Origin of the sequence: Micromonospora nigra (assembly GCF_900091585.1) — a bacterium.
GTDB classification, from domain to species: Bacteria; Actinomycetota; Actinomycetes; order Mycobacteriales; family Micromonosporaceae; genus Micromonospora; species Micromonospora nigra.
Window position 1 is genome coordinate 2,363,179 of sequence record NZ_FMHT01000003.1, and the last position, 16,258, is coordinate 2,379,436.

Sequence of the window (16,258 nt, forward strand, 5' to 3'; positions counted from 1 at the left end):
GTGGTGCCGCCGACGCGGTGTGCGGCGTGGGCTCAGGAGGTGGGCACGGCCGGGGTGGCCTGGGTGAGCAGCAGCAGGATCTCGTACGCCACCGGGGGCCGGATCTCACCCGGGCAGTCCTGGGAGGTGATCAGGCCGGCCGAGGTGAGCAGGCTGGAGGTGAGGGCGCCCACGCAGGCCACCCGGTAGCCGCGCGCCTCGTCGGTCTCCCCGGTCAGTGCCGGGTCGGCGAGCAACCGCTGGAGCCGCTGCACCTGCTCACCGTCGAGCCGCCCGGTGGAGGTCACCCCGTCGCCCGCACAGTCGATGCACTCCCAGCGGCCGTCGGGTTCCACGTTCAGCGTTCGCAGCGGCCCCTCGGTGCCCTCCTTCTGGAGCAGACTGACCCGACCCTTGCCGGTGGTCGCCGCCTGCGGGGGGCCGGGCAGTTCCGCGCCGGAGTCGCCGGCCGCCGGGGCGGCCACCGGATCGTCCGCACCGGACGGGGCGCATCCGGTCAGGAAGACGACCAGCAGCGCGGTGACGGACAGTGGGGCGATTCGTGACCATGGGGCGGCAACCACGCGCGGAACTTTACCCACCGTAGGTTACCGTCGGAACCACCGACCGGACGGGCATCGATGGCGGACGTTCACCACCGGGCAGGTCAGCGGGACGAGGGAAGTTCGGCGTCGTCGGTTCCCCGGTCGGCGGCGAAACCCCGCACGTCGGGCGCGCCGAGCCGGGCCGCGTCGGCGGTGGCGTCGTCCGGCATGAGCTGCGACTGCCGCTCGGCCTCCACCCGCGCCCGGTAGTGCTCGACCTCCCGCGCCCGTGTCGCGGCGTCCCAGCCGAGCACCGCGCCCATCAGCTCGGCCGTGTGCTCGGCCGACTCCAGGCCCCGGTGGGTCGTCTCGAAGGAGATCCGGGTGCGGCGGGTCAGCACGTCCTCCAGGTGCAGCGCACCCTCGGCCTGTGTCGCGTACGTCACCTCGGCGGCCAGGTACTCCGGGGCACCCGCCAGGGGCGAGGCGAGCAGCGGATCGGCGTCAACCAGCGCCAGCAGGTCCCGGGTGAGGGTGCCGTACCGCTCCAGCAGGTGTTCGACCACACCGACCGGCAGACCGTGGCGGCGGGCCAGGTCCGCGCGATCCCGCCACATGGCCGGGTAGCCGTCCGCGCCGAGCAACGGCAGGTCGGCGGTACGCGACGGCGGGCCGCCGCCGAGCCGACGGACGGCCCGGTCGACCACGTCGGAGGCCATCACCCGGTACGTCGTGTACTTGCCGCCCGCCACCAGCAGCAGGCCGAGCATCGGCTCGAAGACGGCGTGCTCACGGGACAGCTTGGAGGTGGAGTCCGCCTCGCCGGCCAGCAGCGGGCGCAGCCCGGCGTACACGCCTTCGATGTCGGCCGTGGTGAGTGGCCGTTCCAGCACGGTGTTGACCTGTTCGAGCAGGTATTCGATGTCGCGGGCGGACGCGGCCGGGTGAGCGCGGTCCAGCCGCCAGTCGGTGTCGGTGGTGCCGATGATCCAGTGCCCGCCCCACGGGATGACGAACAGGACGCTCGACGGGGTGCGCAGGATCAGCCCGGTCTCGCCGGTGATCGCCGAGCGGGGCACCACCAGGTGCACCCCCTTCGACGCCCGCACCCGGATCCCGGGGCGCAGCCCGACGTCGTTGAGCATCCGCGACATGTCGTCGCTCCACACCCCGGTCGCACCGATGACCGTGCGGGCGCGTACCTCGAACTCGGCGTCCGGGGAGCCGGCGGGCGCCTCCAGGTCACGGATCCGGACCCCGGTGACCTCCCGGGCCTGCCGCACCAGGCCGACGGCACGGGCGCTGCTGACCACGGTCGCACCGAGGCTCGCCGCGGTGCGGGCCAGGGTGACCACCAGCCGGGCGTCGTCGACCTGCCCGTCGTAGTAGCGGATCGCGCCGGCGACGGCGTCCGCGCGCAGGCTCGGGAAGATCCGGCGGGCGCCCTCGCGGCTGAGGTGCCGGTGCAGCGGCATTCCCCGGCCGCCGCCGAACAGGCCGGCGAAGGCGTCGTACGCCGCCACCCCGGCACCGTAGTAGGAGCGGCGGAACATCCGGGCCGGCAGGTTGCGCAGGCCACGGCCGGCGGGCAACGGCACCAGGATCGGCACCGGTCGGACCAGGTGCGGCGCCAGGCGGGTGGCGAGCAGACCGCGCTCGGTGAGCGCCTCGTGCACGAGGTGGAACTCCAACTGCTCCAGGTAGCGCAGGCCGCCGTGGATCAGCTTGCTGGACCGGCTGGAGGTGCCGGCAGCGAAGTCGCGCGCCTCCACCAGGGCCACCTTCAGGCCGCGTGAGGCCGCGTCGAGGGCGGCGCCCGCACCGGTCACCCCACCCCCGATGACCAGCACGTCGAACCGCTCGGCACGCAGCCTGCGCAGGTCGGCGGCGCGGCGCTCGGGGGAGAGCTGACCGGCGACGAATCGGGAGAGGTGAGGTTCGCGCACCTGCCCACGGTAACGCTCGCGGCGAGCCGGTGACACCGGGTCGACCAGCCAAGATCCTCCGATGGGCGGTGGGTCGGGACACCTCGTCGTACTGTGTGCGGATGCGGGCGCAATCTCCCGGGGGTCCGGTCGGCGAGCGGACCAACCCGTGGGTCGTGGTCGCCGCCGCGCTGGTCGGATGCGTGGCGGTGGTGGTCACGGCGGTGCTCCAGATCCTCGGCTGGGGGGTCGACCAGTTGCTGCTCGCCAGCGGCCTCGACCGGGCGCTCTGGCTGTGGCCGACGGTGGTGCTCGTCACGGTGCTGGCCGTCGGCGTCCCGGCGCTGCTGCTCGCCCTGCTGCCCCGGGCGGCGTCGGTGCGCGCCACGGGTCGGGTCTGGCTGGCCGGGTTACTGGCGGCGGGCGCGCTGGGTCTGCTGCGCCTGGTGCCGCCGGTCCACCACGAGGCGTACCTGATCGCCCTGGGCGCGACGGCGGCGCTGCTCACGGTGCTCGTCGGCCGCCTCCTCGGCCGCGCCGGCCGCCCGCGGGTCGGGACATCGCCCGCGGTGACGCTGCTGGCGGTCGCAGCCGGGTTGGCGCTGCTGCTGCCCTGGGCGTGGCTGGGGGCACCGGGCGGGCTGCTGGAGACCGTTCTCGCCGCCCTGGCCGCGGCGGCCGTCGGGGCCCTGGCCGGGGCGCTGCTCGACGCGCGGTTCTGGGGCTGCTTCGAGGTCGGTGAGCCGCCCCGACCGGCCCGGCTGGTGTTGGTCGGCGGGCTGGTGGCCGGGGTGACCCTGCTGCTGCTCGGTGCGGGCGTCGGGCAGTCCGGCGCGCAACTGCCCCTGCTGTTGTCCCTGCCTCCGGCCGCCTTCACCCTGGCCGCGCTGCACGCCGCCGCCCACCGGACCGGTCGGTCCGGTCGGGCACCGACCCGCTGGCTGGTGGGGCTCGCCGTCGCCGGGCCACTGGCGTTCACCGACCCGGAAGAGGTCACCCTGCTGCTGGCCGGCACGCGTGACGTGCCGTTCTGGGTGCTGGCCGCCGCCGTCGCCGGGCTCGCCGTCGCGGTCCTGCTCGCCCTGGCGTACGGGGTGCTGCTGGCGCGGCCCGCCGCGCCCCGCCCCAGCCGACGGGTGGCCGCGCTGACCGCTGTCGTCCTGCTGGTCGGGGTCGGTGCGGTGGCGGTGGGCCCCGGGCAGGCCGGGCTGCACGGGGAACGGCTGCTGGTGGTGCTGCGCGAGCAGGCGGACCTGACCGGCCTGCCCGGGGGCACCGGCCGGGCCGGCCGGGACGCCCGTGCCACCGAGGTGTACCGGCGGCTCGTCGCCACCGCCGAACGCACGCAGGCCGACCTGCGCCGGGACCTCGACCGGTTGCGCCGCGCGCACACGCCGTACTACCTGGTGAACGCGGTGGAGGTGGACGGCGGCCCGGTGCTGCGGGCCTGGTTGTCCCGCCGGCCGGAGGTCGACCGGGTGCTGGTCTCCCAGCGGCTGCGACCGCTGCCCGCGCCCGCCGGCACCGCCCGGGGCACCGAACCCGCCCCTACCGGCGTCCCGTGGAACCTCCGCATGATCCGCGCGGACCGGGTCTGGTCGGAGCTCGGCGTCACCGGGGCCGGCGTGACCGTGGGCAGTTCCGACTCGGGCGTCGACGGCCGGCACCCGGCGCTCGCCGACGGCTTCCGGGGCGGCGGCGACTCCTGGTACGACCCGTGGGACGCCACGGTCAGGCCGACGGACCAGAGCGGACACGGCACGCACACGCTCGGCAGCGCGGTCGGCCGGGGCGGCGTGGGAGTCGCCCCGGGAGCCGACTGGGTCGGCTGCGTGAACCTGGACCGCAACCTCGGCAACCCGGCGTACTACCTGGACTGCCTACAGTTCATGCTGGCGCCCTTCCCGACCGGCGGGGATCCGTTCACGGCGGGTCGGCCGGACCGGGCCCCGGACATCCTGACCAACTCCTGGGGTTGCCCGCCGGTCGAGGGCTGCGATCCGGCGGCGCTGCGGCCGGCCACCGCCGCTCTGGCCGCCGCGGGCATCCTGGTGGTCGCGGCGGCGGGCAACACCGGCCCGTACTGCGGCTCGGTGGACGACCCGCCCGCCCCGTACCCGGACGTGCTGACGGTGGGTGCGATCGACGAGCGACGCCGGGTGACGAGCTTCTCGGCGCGCGGGCCGGCGGCGGGCGGTGCGACGAAACCGGACCTGATGGCCCCGGGCGCGGGGGTGCTCTCGGCGATGCCCGGCGGCGGGTACGCCACGCTGGACGGCACGTCGATGGCGACGCCGCAGGTGGCGGGCGTGGTGGCGCTGATGTGGTCGGCCAATCCCACGCTGGTCGGCGACCTGCCCCGGACCCGGGCCATCCTGCGCGACACGGCGACCCGGGTGGGGGTGGCGGAGGCGTCCGCGCAGACCTGCGGCGGCACCGCCAACATCACCGGGGCCGGTCTGGTGGACGCGTACGCCGCCGTCCGCGCCGCCGGACCCTGACCCGATCGCCCCGGACGCCCCGCGCCTCGTTCTCCTGGGGTGGGTTGGCCTAGGGTCGGCAGGCATGGGTGACGAGATCAGCGTCGTCGAGGTGAGCGCCGACCGTTTCGCCGACGTGGTCGAGCTGTGCCGGCGGTCCCTGGACCTGCCGGAGGACGCGGCAGAGGCCGCCGTGCTGGTGGAGACGCTGTGGCGCCGGGCCGGTGCCGACCGTCCCGTACTGGCTTTCGGCGCGTACCGGGGCGACGACCTGATCGGGGTGCTGATCTGTTCGCTGCCGGCCAGGGGCAGCGCGGTCGGGCACGTGGATCTGGTGGCCGTCGACCGCGGGCACCGCCGGCAGGGCGCGGGACGGGCCCTGCTCGGGCACGCCGAGCGGGCGCTCGCCGGGCTGGGCGCGGCGGAGGTGCTGCTGGCCGGCAACCCGCCGTACTACGGGTGGCCCGGGATCGACGTGCGGTACACCCCGGCGGTCTGCGCGGCGCTGGCGTCGGGCTACCGGCAGGACGGTACGGCCTGGAACATGACCGCTGACCTGTCGTACCCGGACTCGCCGGCCCTGCGGTCGACGGAGGCTGCGGAGGAGCGGCTGACCGGTCGGGGCGTGACCGTGCGCCGGGCGGTGCCGGCGGACCTGCCGGCGCTGACGGCGTTCGCCCGGTCGACCTTCGGTGGGGCGTGGGACGGCGAGCTGGCCGGTTCGGTGGGCCGCGACGGGGCGGGGTGCCACCTGGCCCTGCGAGACGGCGAGGTGCTCGGCTTCGCCGCGTGGGGGTCGTCGCGACCGAGCTGGTTCGGGCCGATGGGCACGTCCCCGGCGGCCGAGGGGGCGGGGATCGGTGGGGTGCTGCTGCGCCGCTGCCTGCGCGACCAGCGGGCGGCGGGCGTGGAGGCCGCGCAGATCGGTTGGGTGGGGCCGGTGCCGTTCTACTCGGGCAGCGCGGGGGCGCGCATCGAGCGGGTGTTCTTCCTCTACCGTCGAACCCTCGACCCCCAATAGGGCGAAAGGGATATAGACCCCGATAGCGCCATTCGTCCGCCGTGGGCGACGTCGCCCCCTACCGTTTCGGTAGAGGAGGGCACCCGATGACCACGGACGACGACCAGACCGAGGACCCGCCAGGCATTCCCTGGATCCCGGCCCCCGGACTCCCCGGCCAACTGCCGATCGACCGCCTCGACTTCGGCGACGCCGAGCAACTGGCCGAGATGACCGGCGCCGACGAACCGCCCGAGGAGCCGGTCGCACTGGTCGACGAGGCCGGCCAGGTCATCCCGCCGTACGACCGGGCGCAGAAGCGGCGCAACCAGCGACCACTGCCGACGTGACACGACAGGGGCGGACCGCAACCGCGGCCCGCCCCTGTCGGCGTGGTGGAACTGGACTCAGAAGTCCATCTCCCCGCCACCCGGGCCAGCCGGGGCGGCCGGGGTCTTCTCCGGCTTGTCCGCGACGACGGCCTCGGTGGTGAGGAACAGCGCGGCGATCGACGACGCGTTCTGCAGCGCCGAGCGGGTCACCTTGGCCGGGTCGATGATGCCCGCGGCCAGCAGGTCGACGTACTCACCGGTGGCGGCGTTCAGGCCGTGACCGGCGTCCAGGTTGCGGACGCGCTCGACCACGACGCCACCCTCGAGACCGGCGTTGACGGCGATCTGCCGCAGCGGGGCGTCCAGCGCGATCTTGACGATCTGCGCGCCGGTGGCCTCGTCGCCGGTCAGGTCCAGCTTGTCGAAGGCGGTCTTGCCGGCCTGCACCAGCGCGACGCCACCACCCGGGACGATGCCCTCCTCGACGGCGGCCTTCGCGTTGCGCACCGCGTCCTCGATGCGGTGCTTGCGCTCCTTCAGCTCGACCTCGGTGGCCGCACCGACCTTGATCACCGCGACGCCGCCGGCCAGCTTGGCCAGCCGCTCCTGCAGCTTCTCGCGGTCGTAGTCGGAGTCGCTCTTCTCGATCTCGGCCCGGATCTGGTTGACCCGGCCCTGGATCTGCTCGGCGTCGCCGGCACCGTCGACGATGGTGGTCTCGTCCTTGGTCACCACGACCTTGCGGGCGCGGCCCAGCATGTCGAGGCCGACGGCGTCCAGCTTGAGGCCGACCTCCTCGCTGATGACCTGGCCACCGGTGAGGATGGCGATGTCGGCGAGCATGGCCTTGCGGCGGTCACCGAAGCCCGGCGCCTTGACGGCGACCGACTTGAAGGTGCCCCGGACCTTGTTGACGACCAGGGTCGCCAGGGCCTCGCCCTCGATGTCCTCGGCGATGATCAGCAGCGGCTTGCCCGACTGCATGACCTTCTCCAGGATCGGGAGCAGGTCCTTCACCGAGGAGATCTTGCTGTTGACGATCAGGAGGTACGGGTCGTCGAAGACGGCCTCCATACGCTCCGGGTCGGTCATGAAGTAGGCCGAGATGTAGCCCTTGTCGAAGCGCATGCCCTCGGTGAGCTCCAGCTCCAGCCCGAAGGTGTTGCTCTCCTCGACGGTGATGACGCCTTCCTTGCCGACCTTGTCCATCGCCTCGGCGATGATCTCGCCGACGGTGTTGTCACCGGCGGAGATGGAGGCGGTGGAGGCGATCTGCTCCTTGGTCTCCACGTCCTTCGCGAGCTTGAGCAGCTCCTCCGAGACGCTGGTCACGGCGGCCTCGATGCCCCGCTTCAGGGCCATCGGGTTGGCACCGGCGGCCACGTTGCGCAGGCCCTCGCGAACCAGGGCCTGGGCCAGGACGGTCGCCGTCGTCGTGCCGTCACCGGCGACGTCGTCGGTCTTCTTCGCGACCTCCTTGACCAGCTCGGCGCCGATCTTCTCGTACGGGTCCTCGAGCTCGATCTCCTTGGCGATGCTCACACCATCGTTGGTGATGGTGGGGGCACCCCACTTCTTCTCGAGCACGACGTTGCGGCCCTTGGGGCCGAGGGTCACCTTCACGGCGTCGGCGAGCTGGTTCATGCCCCGCTCGAGGCCGCGGCGCGCCTCTTCGTCGAACGCGATCATCTTGGCCATACGGCGTTGTCCTCCTGGACACTCACGGGCCACCCGAGTGTGTGCCCCGGATGGGCCGCCTGGTGTACGCACCTTGGGACGTCGCCACCTGGCGACGACGACGTCCTTCGGCCGGGCCGGATAGCCCGCGACGACCGGCCATGTGCCCCGACGACGTCTCGAACGCCGCCGCGACCGTGGCCCCACCGTCCCGACCATTGGCACTCACGGTATGCGAGTGCCAATGACTTGTTTAGCACTCTGCCCTGTCGAGTGCAAGCACGATCGGCCCGGTCAGCCGAGTTCCGTTCCGTGTCACCCGCCGTTCACCGCCCTCCGCGACGGTGCCGCCACCTGCCCCGCCGCCCTACCGGAAGCGCCGCCGAGCAGGGCGGACGGCCCCGAAGCACTGGACCGGCTGAACCAGCCAGGGAAGGTGGGTGAGCGGTGACGCGGCGGCACGAGGGGGAACCGACGGTGCGCGGCAGCCCCGACGGGGGCGCGGCAGCCCGACGGGGGCCGCCCGGAGCAGCGGGGCCGACGGCGGCAGAGGGCCGACGGCAGGGGGCCGGCGCGAGCGCAGATCGGTCAGCACACCGGGGCGCGGCGGACCAGGACAGCGCGTCGGCACGGTCACGTCCACCGCGACCACGCCCCGTGTGGGCGAACGGGAGCACGGATCAACGGGCGGCCGGCACAGCTTCACCTCGACCGTGGCGGAGGTCGACGCCACGGGGAGGGGCCGATCGACTCCACGCTCCACGTCGGACAGCCGGGGCCAGAGCCACCGGACGAGGGGGCCGCACTGCCACCGGACGGATGCCCGCCGGGCGGGTGGCGGCTCCAGAAGCGGAATCAGGCGATGACGCGTACCCGCTCGGCCTGCGGGCCCTTCTGGCCCTGGCCGACCTCGAACTCGACCCGCTGGCCGTCGTCCAAAGCCTTGTAGCCGTCCATCTCGATGGCGGAGAAGTGAACGAAGACGTCCTGCCCGCCGTCGACGGCGATGAAGCCGTAGCCCTTCTCGGCGTTGAACCACTTCACGGTGCCCTGTGCCACGGTGTTCGTCCTCACTGTGCGCGGCGTTCCACAACCCGGGACGCCGGCACGCCGACGCCCTCGGCAGCACCGCCGGGGCGACCGGGGAGGGCCGCAGAAACGGTGACCGAAATCGCACGCTACACGAGGCGTGACGACGGCGCACGACCACAAATCGGGCATATTCCAGCCGGATGCGAGTGGCCCGAAGCCCGCGTACCCGGCTGTGGTAGGCATGCCGGCATGACCAGCGTGCGGCACGGCCGTGACCTGCGGCGGGTGGAGGTTCGGCGGGTGCGGACGGCGGACGCGGCCCGGACCAGGGCGCTGCGGATCGAGATGCTCGCCGATGCCCCGCTGGCGTTCCTGGAGACGATCGCCGACGCCGCGGCCCGCCCGCACGCCGAGTACGCGGCCCGGATCGCCCAGGTGTCCCACGGCTGCCGCACCGCCCAGTTCGTGGCCGATCCGGGCGGTGCGCTGGTCGGCCACGCGGGCGGGACGGCGCACCCCACCGAGCCCGGCCTGACGGTCGTCTACGCCGTCTACGTCACGCCCGCCTGGCGCGGCAGCGGAGTGCTCGCCGACCTGGTCGACGCGGTGGCCGACTGGTCGCGTGGGTGCGGCCGGCGCGAGCTGATGCTGGAGGTCGTGGTGGGTAACGACCGGGCGTACCGCGCCTACCGCCGGCTGGGCTTCGTCGACACGGGCGTGCGGGTCCCGCACCCCACGGTCCCCGTCCTCCGCGAACTCCAGATGCGCCGCCGCGCCTGACCCCGCCCCGGCAGGGCGGGGTCAGACGGAAGCGCCGCCCCGCGAAGCATCCGGGCCAGACGGAACCCCCGCCCCCGAAGCGGCCGGGCCAGGCGGAACCCCCGCCCCCGAAGGGGCGGAAGCACCGGGCCCGGAGGCCCCGGCTTCGCCGTCAGACGTGCCGGCGGCTCTGCACGATCCGGAACCTATTCGCCACGTACGCCCCGTCGGTCAGCGCAGAGTTGGCGGCCGGGTTGGCGCCGCTGCCGTGGAAGTCGGAGAAGGCCGCCGACTGGTTCACGAAGACACCGCCGGTCAGGTTGCACGACAGGTGCACCCCCACCTCGACCGCCGCGGCCTCGGCGGCGTCGAGCACCGCGTCGTCGGTGGAGTAGACCGCTGCGGTCAGCGCGCCCTTCTCCCCCACCGTCGAGCGCAACACCTCCAGGCTGTGGGTCGTGGAGTCGGTGGCGATGGCGAAGGAGATGGGCCCGAACCACTCCCGCGAGTAGGTCGCGGTGTCGCCCGCGTCCAGCTTCACGATCGTCGGGGTACGCACCACCGCGCCCGGGAAGGACGGGTGCTCGACGGTACGCGACTCCAGCACCGGCTCGCCGACCTTGGTCACCTCGTCGAGGCGTTCCAACACCCCGTCGTTGACGATCGCGCCGGTCAGTTCGACGCCCCTGGCCGGGTCCGCGGTGAGCTTGCCGACGGCGGCGGCGATGCCGGCGGCCACCTCGTCGAAGCTCTTGCGCCCCTGGTCGGTGTCGATGCCGTCGCGGGGGATGAGGATGTTCTGCGAGGTGGTGCACATCTGGCCGCTGTACAGGGTCAACGTGAAGCCCAGGTTGCGGCACATGCCGGCGAAGTCGTCGGTGGAGTCGACCACCACCGTGTTCAGGCCGGCCTTCTCGGTGTAGACGGCGGCCTGCCGGGCGTTGGCCTCCAGCCAGTCGCCGTACTCGGTGGAGCCGGTGAAGTCGACGATCTTCACGGCCGGGTGCAGGGCCAGGGTGGAGGCGATCCCCTCGCCCTGGGCCTCGGGGGCCAACTGCACCAGGTTCGGATCGAAGCCGGCCTCGGCGAGCACCTGACGGGCGTAGCGCACCGTGACGGCCAGCGGGAGCACGGCGCGCGGGTGCGGCTTGACCACGACCGGGTTGCCGGTGACCAGCGAGGCGAACAGCCCGGGGTACGAGTTCCAGGTCGGGAAGGTGTTGCAGCCGATCACCAGGGCCACGCCCCGGGGCACCACGTGGAACGTCTTGGTCATCCGCAGCGGGTCGCCCTTGCCGGCGGCCTTCTCCCAGCCGGCGGTGCCCGGGTGCCGGGTCATCTCGGCGTACGCGTAGGCCAGCGCCTCCAGCGCGCGGTCCAGCGCGTGCGCGCCACCGGCCTGGAAGGCCATCACGAACGCCTGCCCGCTGGTGAACTGCACCGCGTTGGCCAGCTCGAACACGTTCCGGTGCAGGCGGTCGAGGATCTCCAGGCAGACGCCGACGCGGACCTGCGGGCCGGCGTCACGCCAGGCGGGCAGCGCGGCGGTCGCGGCGGCCACGAGCTGGTCGGCGGCGGCGTGCGGGTAGCGCACGCCCAGCTCGACGCCGAACGGGCTGGTCTCGGTGGCGACCGTGGTCCCGTCGCCCGGCTGGTCGAGGGGGAAGTCGCCGCCCAGGTACGCCTCGAAGGCGGCCCGGCCGTCGGCGGCGGCGGTCTCGCCGTACACCCGAGGGCTGGGCGACTCGGGGTAGGCGGACCAGTAGCCCCGCTCCGTGATGGCGGTCAGCGCGCGGTCGAGGGTTTCGGCGTGCCTGTCGTACAGGGGGTGCGGGGTCTCCGTCATGCCCGCAATCATGCAACAGGAAGGCCCGCGATCAGTAGGGGCCTGTCACAACTCAGATGGTCAGTTGCCAGTCCGTCCAGGCGTCGACCGGTTGGTAACCGAGCTGGGCGTTGATGCTGACCATGTGATCGTTGGCGGCGGCGTTCCAGGTGTCGATCGCCCGCAGGGCGGGTTCGTGCGCCAGGACGTACCGCAGGTTCTCGACCTTGACCAGCAGGCCGAGTCGATGCCCCCGGTGGTCCGGGTCGACGATGGTGATCTCCTGCCAGGCGTGCCAGGTCTCCGACGGTCCGAGGTCGATCATCGTCCAGGCGACCAGCCGGCCGCTGGGCTCGTGCACCGCACCGGCGTGGTACTGCCGTCGCCGGCGCGCCGCCCGGATCCGTTCGATCTGGCGCAGCCGCTCGCCGTCGACCTTCTCGGCCTCCACGATCAGGTCGCCCATCGGCGCGTCACCGATCAGCCGGGACTCCAGCCGGGCCACGTCGGCCACGTACTCCTCCGGGACCGCGCCGTGGAAGGTCACCGTGCGATATCCCGAAGACCGGGCGCGGGCCTCCGCCTCCAGCGCCGCCAGCGCGGCCCGGTCGAGCGCGGTGACGTCCTGCCGGCGGCGGACCTCGGCCAGCGCCGCCTGCGCCCCGACCGCCGCCGCGAACGCCGCGCCCGCCGTGGACCGGGCCGGGCCGCCGGGCAGCGCGCCGACGGTTGAGGAGATCAGCCGCCGGCGACCGTGGTCGAGGGCGACCCGCCGGGCGTACGCCAGCAGCGCCCGGCCCACGCCCCGCCGCCGGTGGGCGGGGTCGACGACCAGTTCCCCGCTCGCGTTCTCGGTGTTGTCGAGCTGCGGCATCCGGATCCACACGTGCCCCACGGCGACCCCGTCCTGCCGGGCCAGAGCCCGGACGACCTGGTTGCCGTGCGGCGGGTGGGCCACGTCGAGCCCGAACTCCGCCCGGTCGGGTGCGGGGATGTCGGGCAGGTCGACGGCCTGCGCCGCCGCGACGATCCGGTGTGCCTCGTCGACGGCGGCCTCGTCGGTGGGCTCGTACGGAGTGACGACGGTCATGGCCGCGAGGATGCCCGGAGCCGCCCGCCCCGGGCCATCGAATTTCCTTCCGAGCGACACCTGTGCTCCGCCCTCAGAGGGTCAGCTGCCAGTTGGTCCAGGTGTCGGCGACCTGGAAGCCGAGCTGTTCGTTGATCGCGATCATGTGGTCGTTCGCCGCGGCGTTGAACGTGTCGATCACGCGGACGGCGGGCTCGTGCGCCATCAGGTGCCGCAGGTTCTCGATCTTCGTGAGCAGGCCGAGGTGGTGCCCCCGGTGGTCCGGGTCGACGATCGTGATCTGCTGGAAGGCGTGCCAGTCGGCGGAGTCGCCCACGTCGAGCAGGGTCCAGGCGACCAGCCGGCCGGATGCCTGGTGCCGTGCCCCGACGTGGTAGCGCCGCCGGCCCCGGGCCGTCAGCGCCGCCTCGATGCCCCGTACCCGGGCCGCGTCGATCTGTTCGGGCTCCCAGGCCAGGTCGCCCATGGGCGCGTCCGCGATCAGCCGCCCGTCGAGGTAGGCGACGTCGGCCACCTGGTCGTCGGGGGTGTCCCCCTGCCAGCGCACGGTCTCGTAGCCGGCGGACCTGGCCCTGGCCCCCGCCAGCAGGTCCGCCAGCACGGACTGGTCGAGCCGGGTGGTGTCGAGCCGGCGGCGGACGTCGGCCAGGACGGAGTCGGCGCCCAGCGCGGCCGCGAAGGCGGTCCCGGCCGGCACGGTGTCCGCGGTCATCGTGCTCACCCGCTTGCGTCCCTCGGCGCGCAGCACCCCGATGGTGCGGTCGACCAGCGCCCGGCCGACCCCCCGGCGCCGGTGCCGTGGATGCACCGACAGCTCGATGGACGCGTTCTCGGTGTTGTCGAGCTGGGGCAGATCGATGGTGACGTATCCGGCGGCCTCCCCGTCGAGGCGCGCGAGCAGGTGCACGGGGGCGTTGCCGGGCATCGGGTGCCGGACGGACGCGGAGAACCGCCGGGGGCAGAACGGCGGGAAGTCGGGCAGGTCGGCGGCAACGGCCGCCGCGCCGATCCGACAGGCCTCCCCGATCGCGTGGTCGTCGGCGGCGCCGAAGGGCGTGACGGTGATGCTCATGCAGGCAGGGTGCGCCAGGAACGACGAACGGGCCAGCGATTTTGCCGCTGGCCCGTTCGGACGTTGGTCGGGAGGGACGATCGCACAACGCCTCCGGCGCTGGGTCGTTACGACTGAAAGTCGTACGGCGAAACGCCCTCCCGCACGGAGCATCTTGCGCCGTCCACTTGCGGACGTCAAGTCCCGGGTGGGGGGTTTTCCGCACTCTCTGCGAAATCCCGGTCACCAAGCGGGGCGGTGGGGGCAGCCGCGGACGGCCGGGCGGTGGGGGTCAGCCGAGGAGGCCGGCGTCGCGGGCGGCCCGCAGCGAGGGCTTGATCCGGTGGGTCGGGCCGACCTGCCCCGCCACCGCGTCGAGCGTCTTGAGCCCCTCGCCGGTGTTGAACACCACGGTCTCGGCCGTCGGGTCGAGCCGGCCCGACTCGACGAGCTTGCGCAGCACGGCCACGGTCACCCCGCCGGCGGTCTCGGCGAACACCCCGGCGGTACGGGCGAGCAGCCGGATCGCGGCGCGGATCTCGTCGTCGTCGGCGTGGTCCATCCAACCGCCCGTGCGGCGTACCGCCTCCAGCGCGTAGAGGCCGGCGGCCGGGTCGCCGATGTTCAGCGACTTGGCGATGCCGGTGGGCTTGACCGGGGTGATGGTGTCGGTGCCGCCGTGCAGTGCGGTGGCGATCGGGTTGCAGCCGAGCGACTGCGCGCCGAAGACCTTCCAGCCGTCGGCCGGTGCCTCGACCAGCCCGATCTCGACCAGTTCGGCGAACGCTTTGTCGATCTTGGTAAGCAGCTCTCCGGAGGCCATCGGGATGACCACCTGGGCGGGGATCCGCCAACCCAGCTGCTCGGCGACCTCGTACCCGAGGGTCTTGGACCCCTCGGCGTAGTACGGGCGCACGTTGACGTTGACGAAGGCCGTGTCCTCGAACTCGTCGGTCTCCACCAGCTCGCCGCAGAGCCGGTTCACGTCGTCGTACGAGCCGTCGATGGCGACCAGCTCACCGCCGTAGACGGCGGTGGTGACGACCTTGCCCTGCTCCAGGTCCCCGGGGATGAAGACCACCGACGGCACCCCCGCGCGGGCCGCGTGCGCGGCGACCGAGTTGGCGAGGTTGCCGGTGGATGCGCAGGCGAAGCGGGTGAAGCCCAGCGCCTGCGCCGCGGTCAGCGCCACCGAGACCACCCGGTCCTTGAACGAGTGGGTCGGGTTGGCGCTGTCGTCCTTCACCCAGAGCGGGCCGGTGATGCCCAGCTCGGTGGCCAGGTGGGGGGCGGCGACGAGGGGGGTGAGACCGGGGTCGAGGGTGACCCGGCCGGACGGGTCCTGACCGGCGGGCAGCAGGGCGGCGTACCGCCAGAGGTTCTGCGGGCCCGCCTCGATCTGCTCGCGGGTCACGGTGGCCAGCGCGGCGGTGTCGTAGTCGACCTCCAGCGGGCCGAAACACTCGTAGCAGGCGTGCTGCGCGGCGAGCGGGTAGCGCGCGGAACAGGCACGGCAGACCAGGGCCCGGGCGGGGCTGACGGTGGTGTCGATGCCGGAGGGGGCGAGCGCCGACGTCATGGCGATGATTCCTCTCATCTTTCCCCGCATCGCACCCTGCGGCGGGGACGGAATTGGCACCTGCCCCGCCGGGTCGCTCAGCGGTGAGCGCGCGGGGTGGTTGCCGGGGCGTCATCGGGCCGTATCCCTCAGCCCCTCTGGATGAGGTGTTCAGTTGTGCCGCCGAGTCTAGGCCGTCGCCGCGCGCCCGTCAGCGCCTCGTCTCAGGGTGTGAGCCAGTCCGCACCGGGCCGCGGCACCGGGCGGGTGCGGTTCCGGCCGGCCCGGTGTGGGTGGGCGCGACTCACGCAGGGTGCGGCACCTCGCGGCATCCCGGCTCGTTGACACCGCGAGACGCCGCACCCCGTGTGCTTGATCGGGAGCGGCGAATCAGGCCGGGACGGAGACGCCATCGGGTGTGCTCGCCGCGGCGGTACGCTGGCCGCGCAGCAGGGTGTCGATCGCCCAGGGGCCGGGCCCGAGCGCCGCGACCAGCAGGAACGACCAGCAGAACAGCGCCGCCAGCTCGCCGCCGTTGCGCAGCGGCAGCAGGGCGTCCGGCTGGTGGACCACGAAGTACGCGTACGCCATCGAGCCGGACGCGACCAGGGCGGCCGGTCGGGTCAGCAGGCCGGCGAGCACCAGAGCGCCACAGACCGCCTGGATCAGGGCGGCCCACCAACCCGGCCACTGGCCGAGCGGTACGGGCTCGCCGGTGCCGCGGTTGCCGCCCAGGACGCCGAACAGCGACGCCAGGCCGTGGCAGAGGAACAACAGGCCGATGACCGCGCGGAAGAGGGACAGCGCCGGTCCACCGATCCGGTCAGCAAGCATTCCGGTACCTCCTTGTCGAAGGGGACGAGGGCACCAGGATGCGCCAGCAGATACATGCTAGTCGATACATTCCTTCAGTGTGGGAACGCTCCCACGATAACGGCACCCGCTGGCCCGGTCGAGCGGCGCCCGGCGCGGGTGGGGCGGCGCCCGTCGCGCGCCCGAACCCAC

At 73.4% G+C, this 16,258-nt stretch carries 13 protein-coding genes and 1 riboswitch; of the genes, 4 read left to right on the plus strand and 9 right to left on the minus strand.

The features are described from left to right. Positions 1 to 32 precede the first annotated feature (32 nt). Positions 33 to 563, minus strand: coding sequence for a hypothetical protein (locus GA0070616_RS10090; RefSeq protein ID WP_091079897.1), 531 nt, complete (start codon positions 561 to 563; stop codon positions 33 to 35). Between the two features lie 83 nt (positions 564 to 646). Further along, positions 647 to 2,470, minus strand: a complete 1,824-nt coding sequence (locus GA0070616_RS10095) for a glycerol-3-phosphate dehydrogenase/oxidase (protein ID WP_091079901.1) — start codon at positions 2,468 to 2,470, stop codon at positions 647 to 649. A 101-nt stretch (positions 2,471 to 2,571) separates the two neighbouring features. On the opposite strand from GA0070616_RS10095, the gene GA0070616_RS10100 reads away from it, so the two are divergent. The 3 genes from GA0070616_RS10100 (at position 2,572) to GA0070616_RS10110 (ending at position 6,279) form a co-directional block, all read left to right on the plus strand. After that, on the plus strand, positions 2,572 to 4,950 hold the full coding sequence (locus tag GA0070616_RS10100; protein ID WP_091090404.1) for a S8 family serine peptidase: 2,379 nt from the start codon (positions 2,572 to 2,574) through the stop codon (positions 4,948 to 4,950). A gap of 64 nt (positions 4,951 to 5,014) precedes the next feature. After that, the gene (locus GA0070616_RS10105) at positions 5,015 to 5,950 is read left to right on the plus strand and encodes a GNAT family N-acetyltransferase (RefSeq protein WP_091079906.1); all 936 of its coding nucleotides are present in this window, start codon (positions 5,015 to 5,017) and stop codon (positions 5,948 to 5,950) included. Positions 5,951 to 6,036: 86 nt separating this feature from the next. Next, positions 6,037 to 6,279: a hypothetical protein gene (locus tag GA0070616_RS10110; protein WP_091079909.1), complete on the plus strand. Its 243-nt coding sequence runs from the start codon at positions 6,037 to 6,039 to the stop codon at positions 6,277 to 6,279. A gap of 57 nt (positions 6,280 to 6,336) precedes the next feature. Here the strand turns inward: GA0070616_RS10110 and groL are convergent, their stop codons facing one another. Next, positions 6,337 to 7,959 carry a chaperonin GroEL gene (groL, locus tag GA0070616_RS10115; protein ID WP_091079913.1) on the minus strand — a complete coding sequence of 541 codons (1,623 nt, stop codon included), beginning with the start codon at positions 7,957 to 7,959 and terminating at the stop codon, positions 6,337 to 6,339. 834 nt (positions 7,960 to 8,793) lie between these two features. Then, positions 8,794 to 8,997 (minus strand): cold-shock protein, encoded by a 204-nt coding sequence (locus tag GA0070616_RS10120; RefSeq protein WP_091079916.1) that lies wholly within the window; start codon positions 8,995 to 8,997, stop codon positions 8,794 to 8,796. 222 nt (positions 8,998 to 9,219) lie between these two features. Here GA0070616_RS10120 and GA0070616_RS10125 point away from each other — a divergent pair, with 222 nt between their 5' ends. Beyond that, complete coding sequence (locus tag GA0070616_RS10125) at positions 9,220 to 9,750, plus strand: GNAT family N-acetyltransferase (RefSeq protein WP_091079919.1); 531 nt, start codon at positions 9,220 to 9,222, stop codon at positions 9,748 to 9,750. A 151-nt stretch (positions 9,751 to 9,901) separates the two neighbouring features. On the opposite strand, the gene paaN is transcribed toward GA0070616_RS10125, so the two are convergent. The 5 genes from paaN to GA0070616_RS10150 all read right to left on the minus strand — a co-directional run bounded on the left by paaN (position 9,902) and on the right by GA0070616_RS10150 (position 16,087). Further along, positions 9,902 to 11,575 carry a phenylacetic acid degradation protein PaaN gene (gene paaN, locus GA0070616_RS10130; RefSeq protein ID WP_175440025.1) on the minus strand — a complete coding sequence of 558 codons (1,674 nt, stop codon included), beginning with the start codon at positions 11,573 to 11,575 and terminating at the stop codon, positions 9,902 to 9,904. Between the two features lie 52 nt (positions 11,576 to 11,627). After that, positions 11,628 to 12,644: a GNAT family N-acetyltransferase gene (locus tag GA0070616_RS10135; RefSeq protein ID WP_091079926.1), complete on the minus strand. Its 1,017-nt coding sequence runs from the start codon at positions 12,642 to 12,644 to the stop codon at positions 11,628 to 11,630. A gap of 73 nt (positions 12,645 to 12,717) precedes the next feature. After that, complete coding sequence (locus GA0070616_RS10140) at positions 12,718 to 13,716, minus strand: GNAT family N-acetyltransferase (protein ID WP_091079931.1); 999 nt, start codon at positions 13,714 to 13,716, stop codon at positions 12,718 to 12,720. A 271-nt stretch (positions 13,717 to 13,987) separates the two neighbouring features. Next, complete coding sequence (thrC, locus tag GA0070616_RS10145; RefSeq protein WP_091079934.1) at positions 13,988 to 15,274, minus strand: threonine synthase; 1,287 nt, start codon at positions 15,272 to 15,274, stop codon at positions 13,988 to 13,990. Between the two features lie 11 nt (positions 15,275 to 15,285). Continuing rightward, positions 15,286 to 15,422, minus strand: a riboswitch (SAM riboswitch). Positions 15,423 to 15,643: 221 nt separating this feature from the next. Then, positions 15,644 to 16,087, minus strand: a complete 444-nt coding sequence (locus GA0070616_RS10150) for a DoxX family protein (protein WP_091079937.1) — start codon at positions 16,085 to 16,087, stop codon at positions 15,644 to 15,646. Between the last annotated feature and the right edge of the window lie 171 nt (positions 16,088 to 16,258).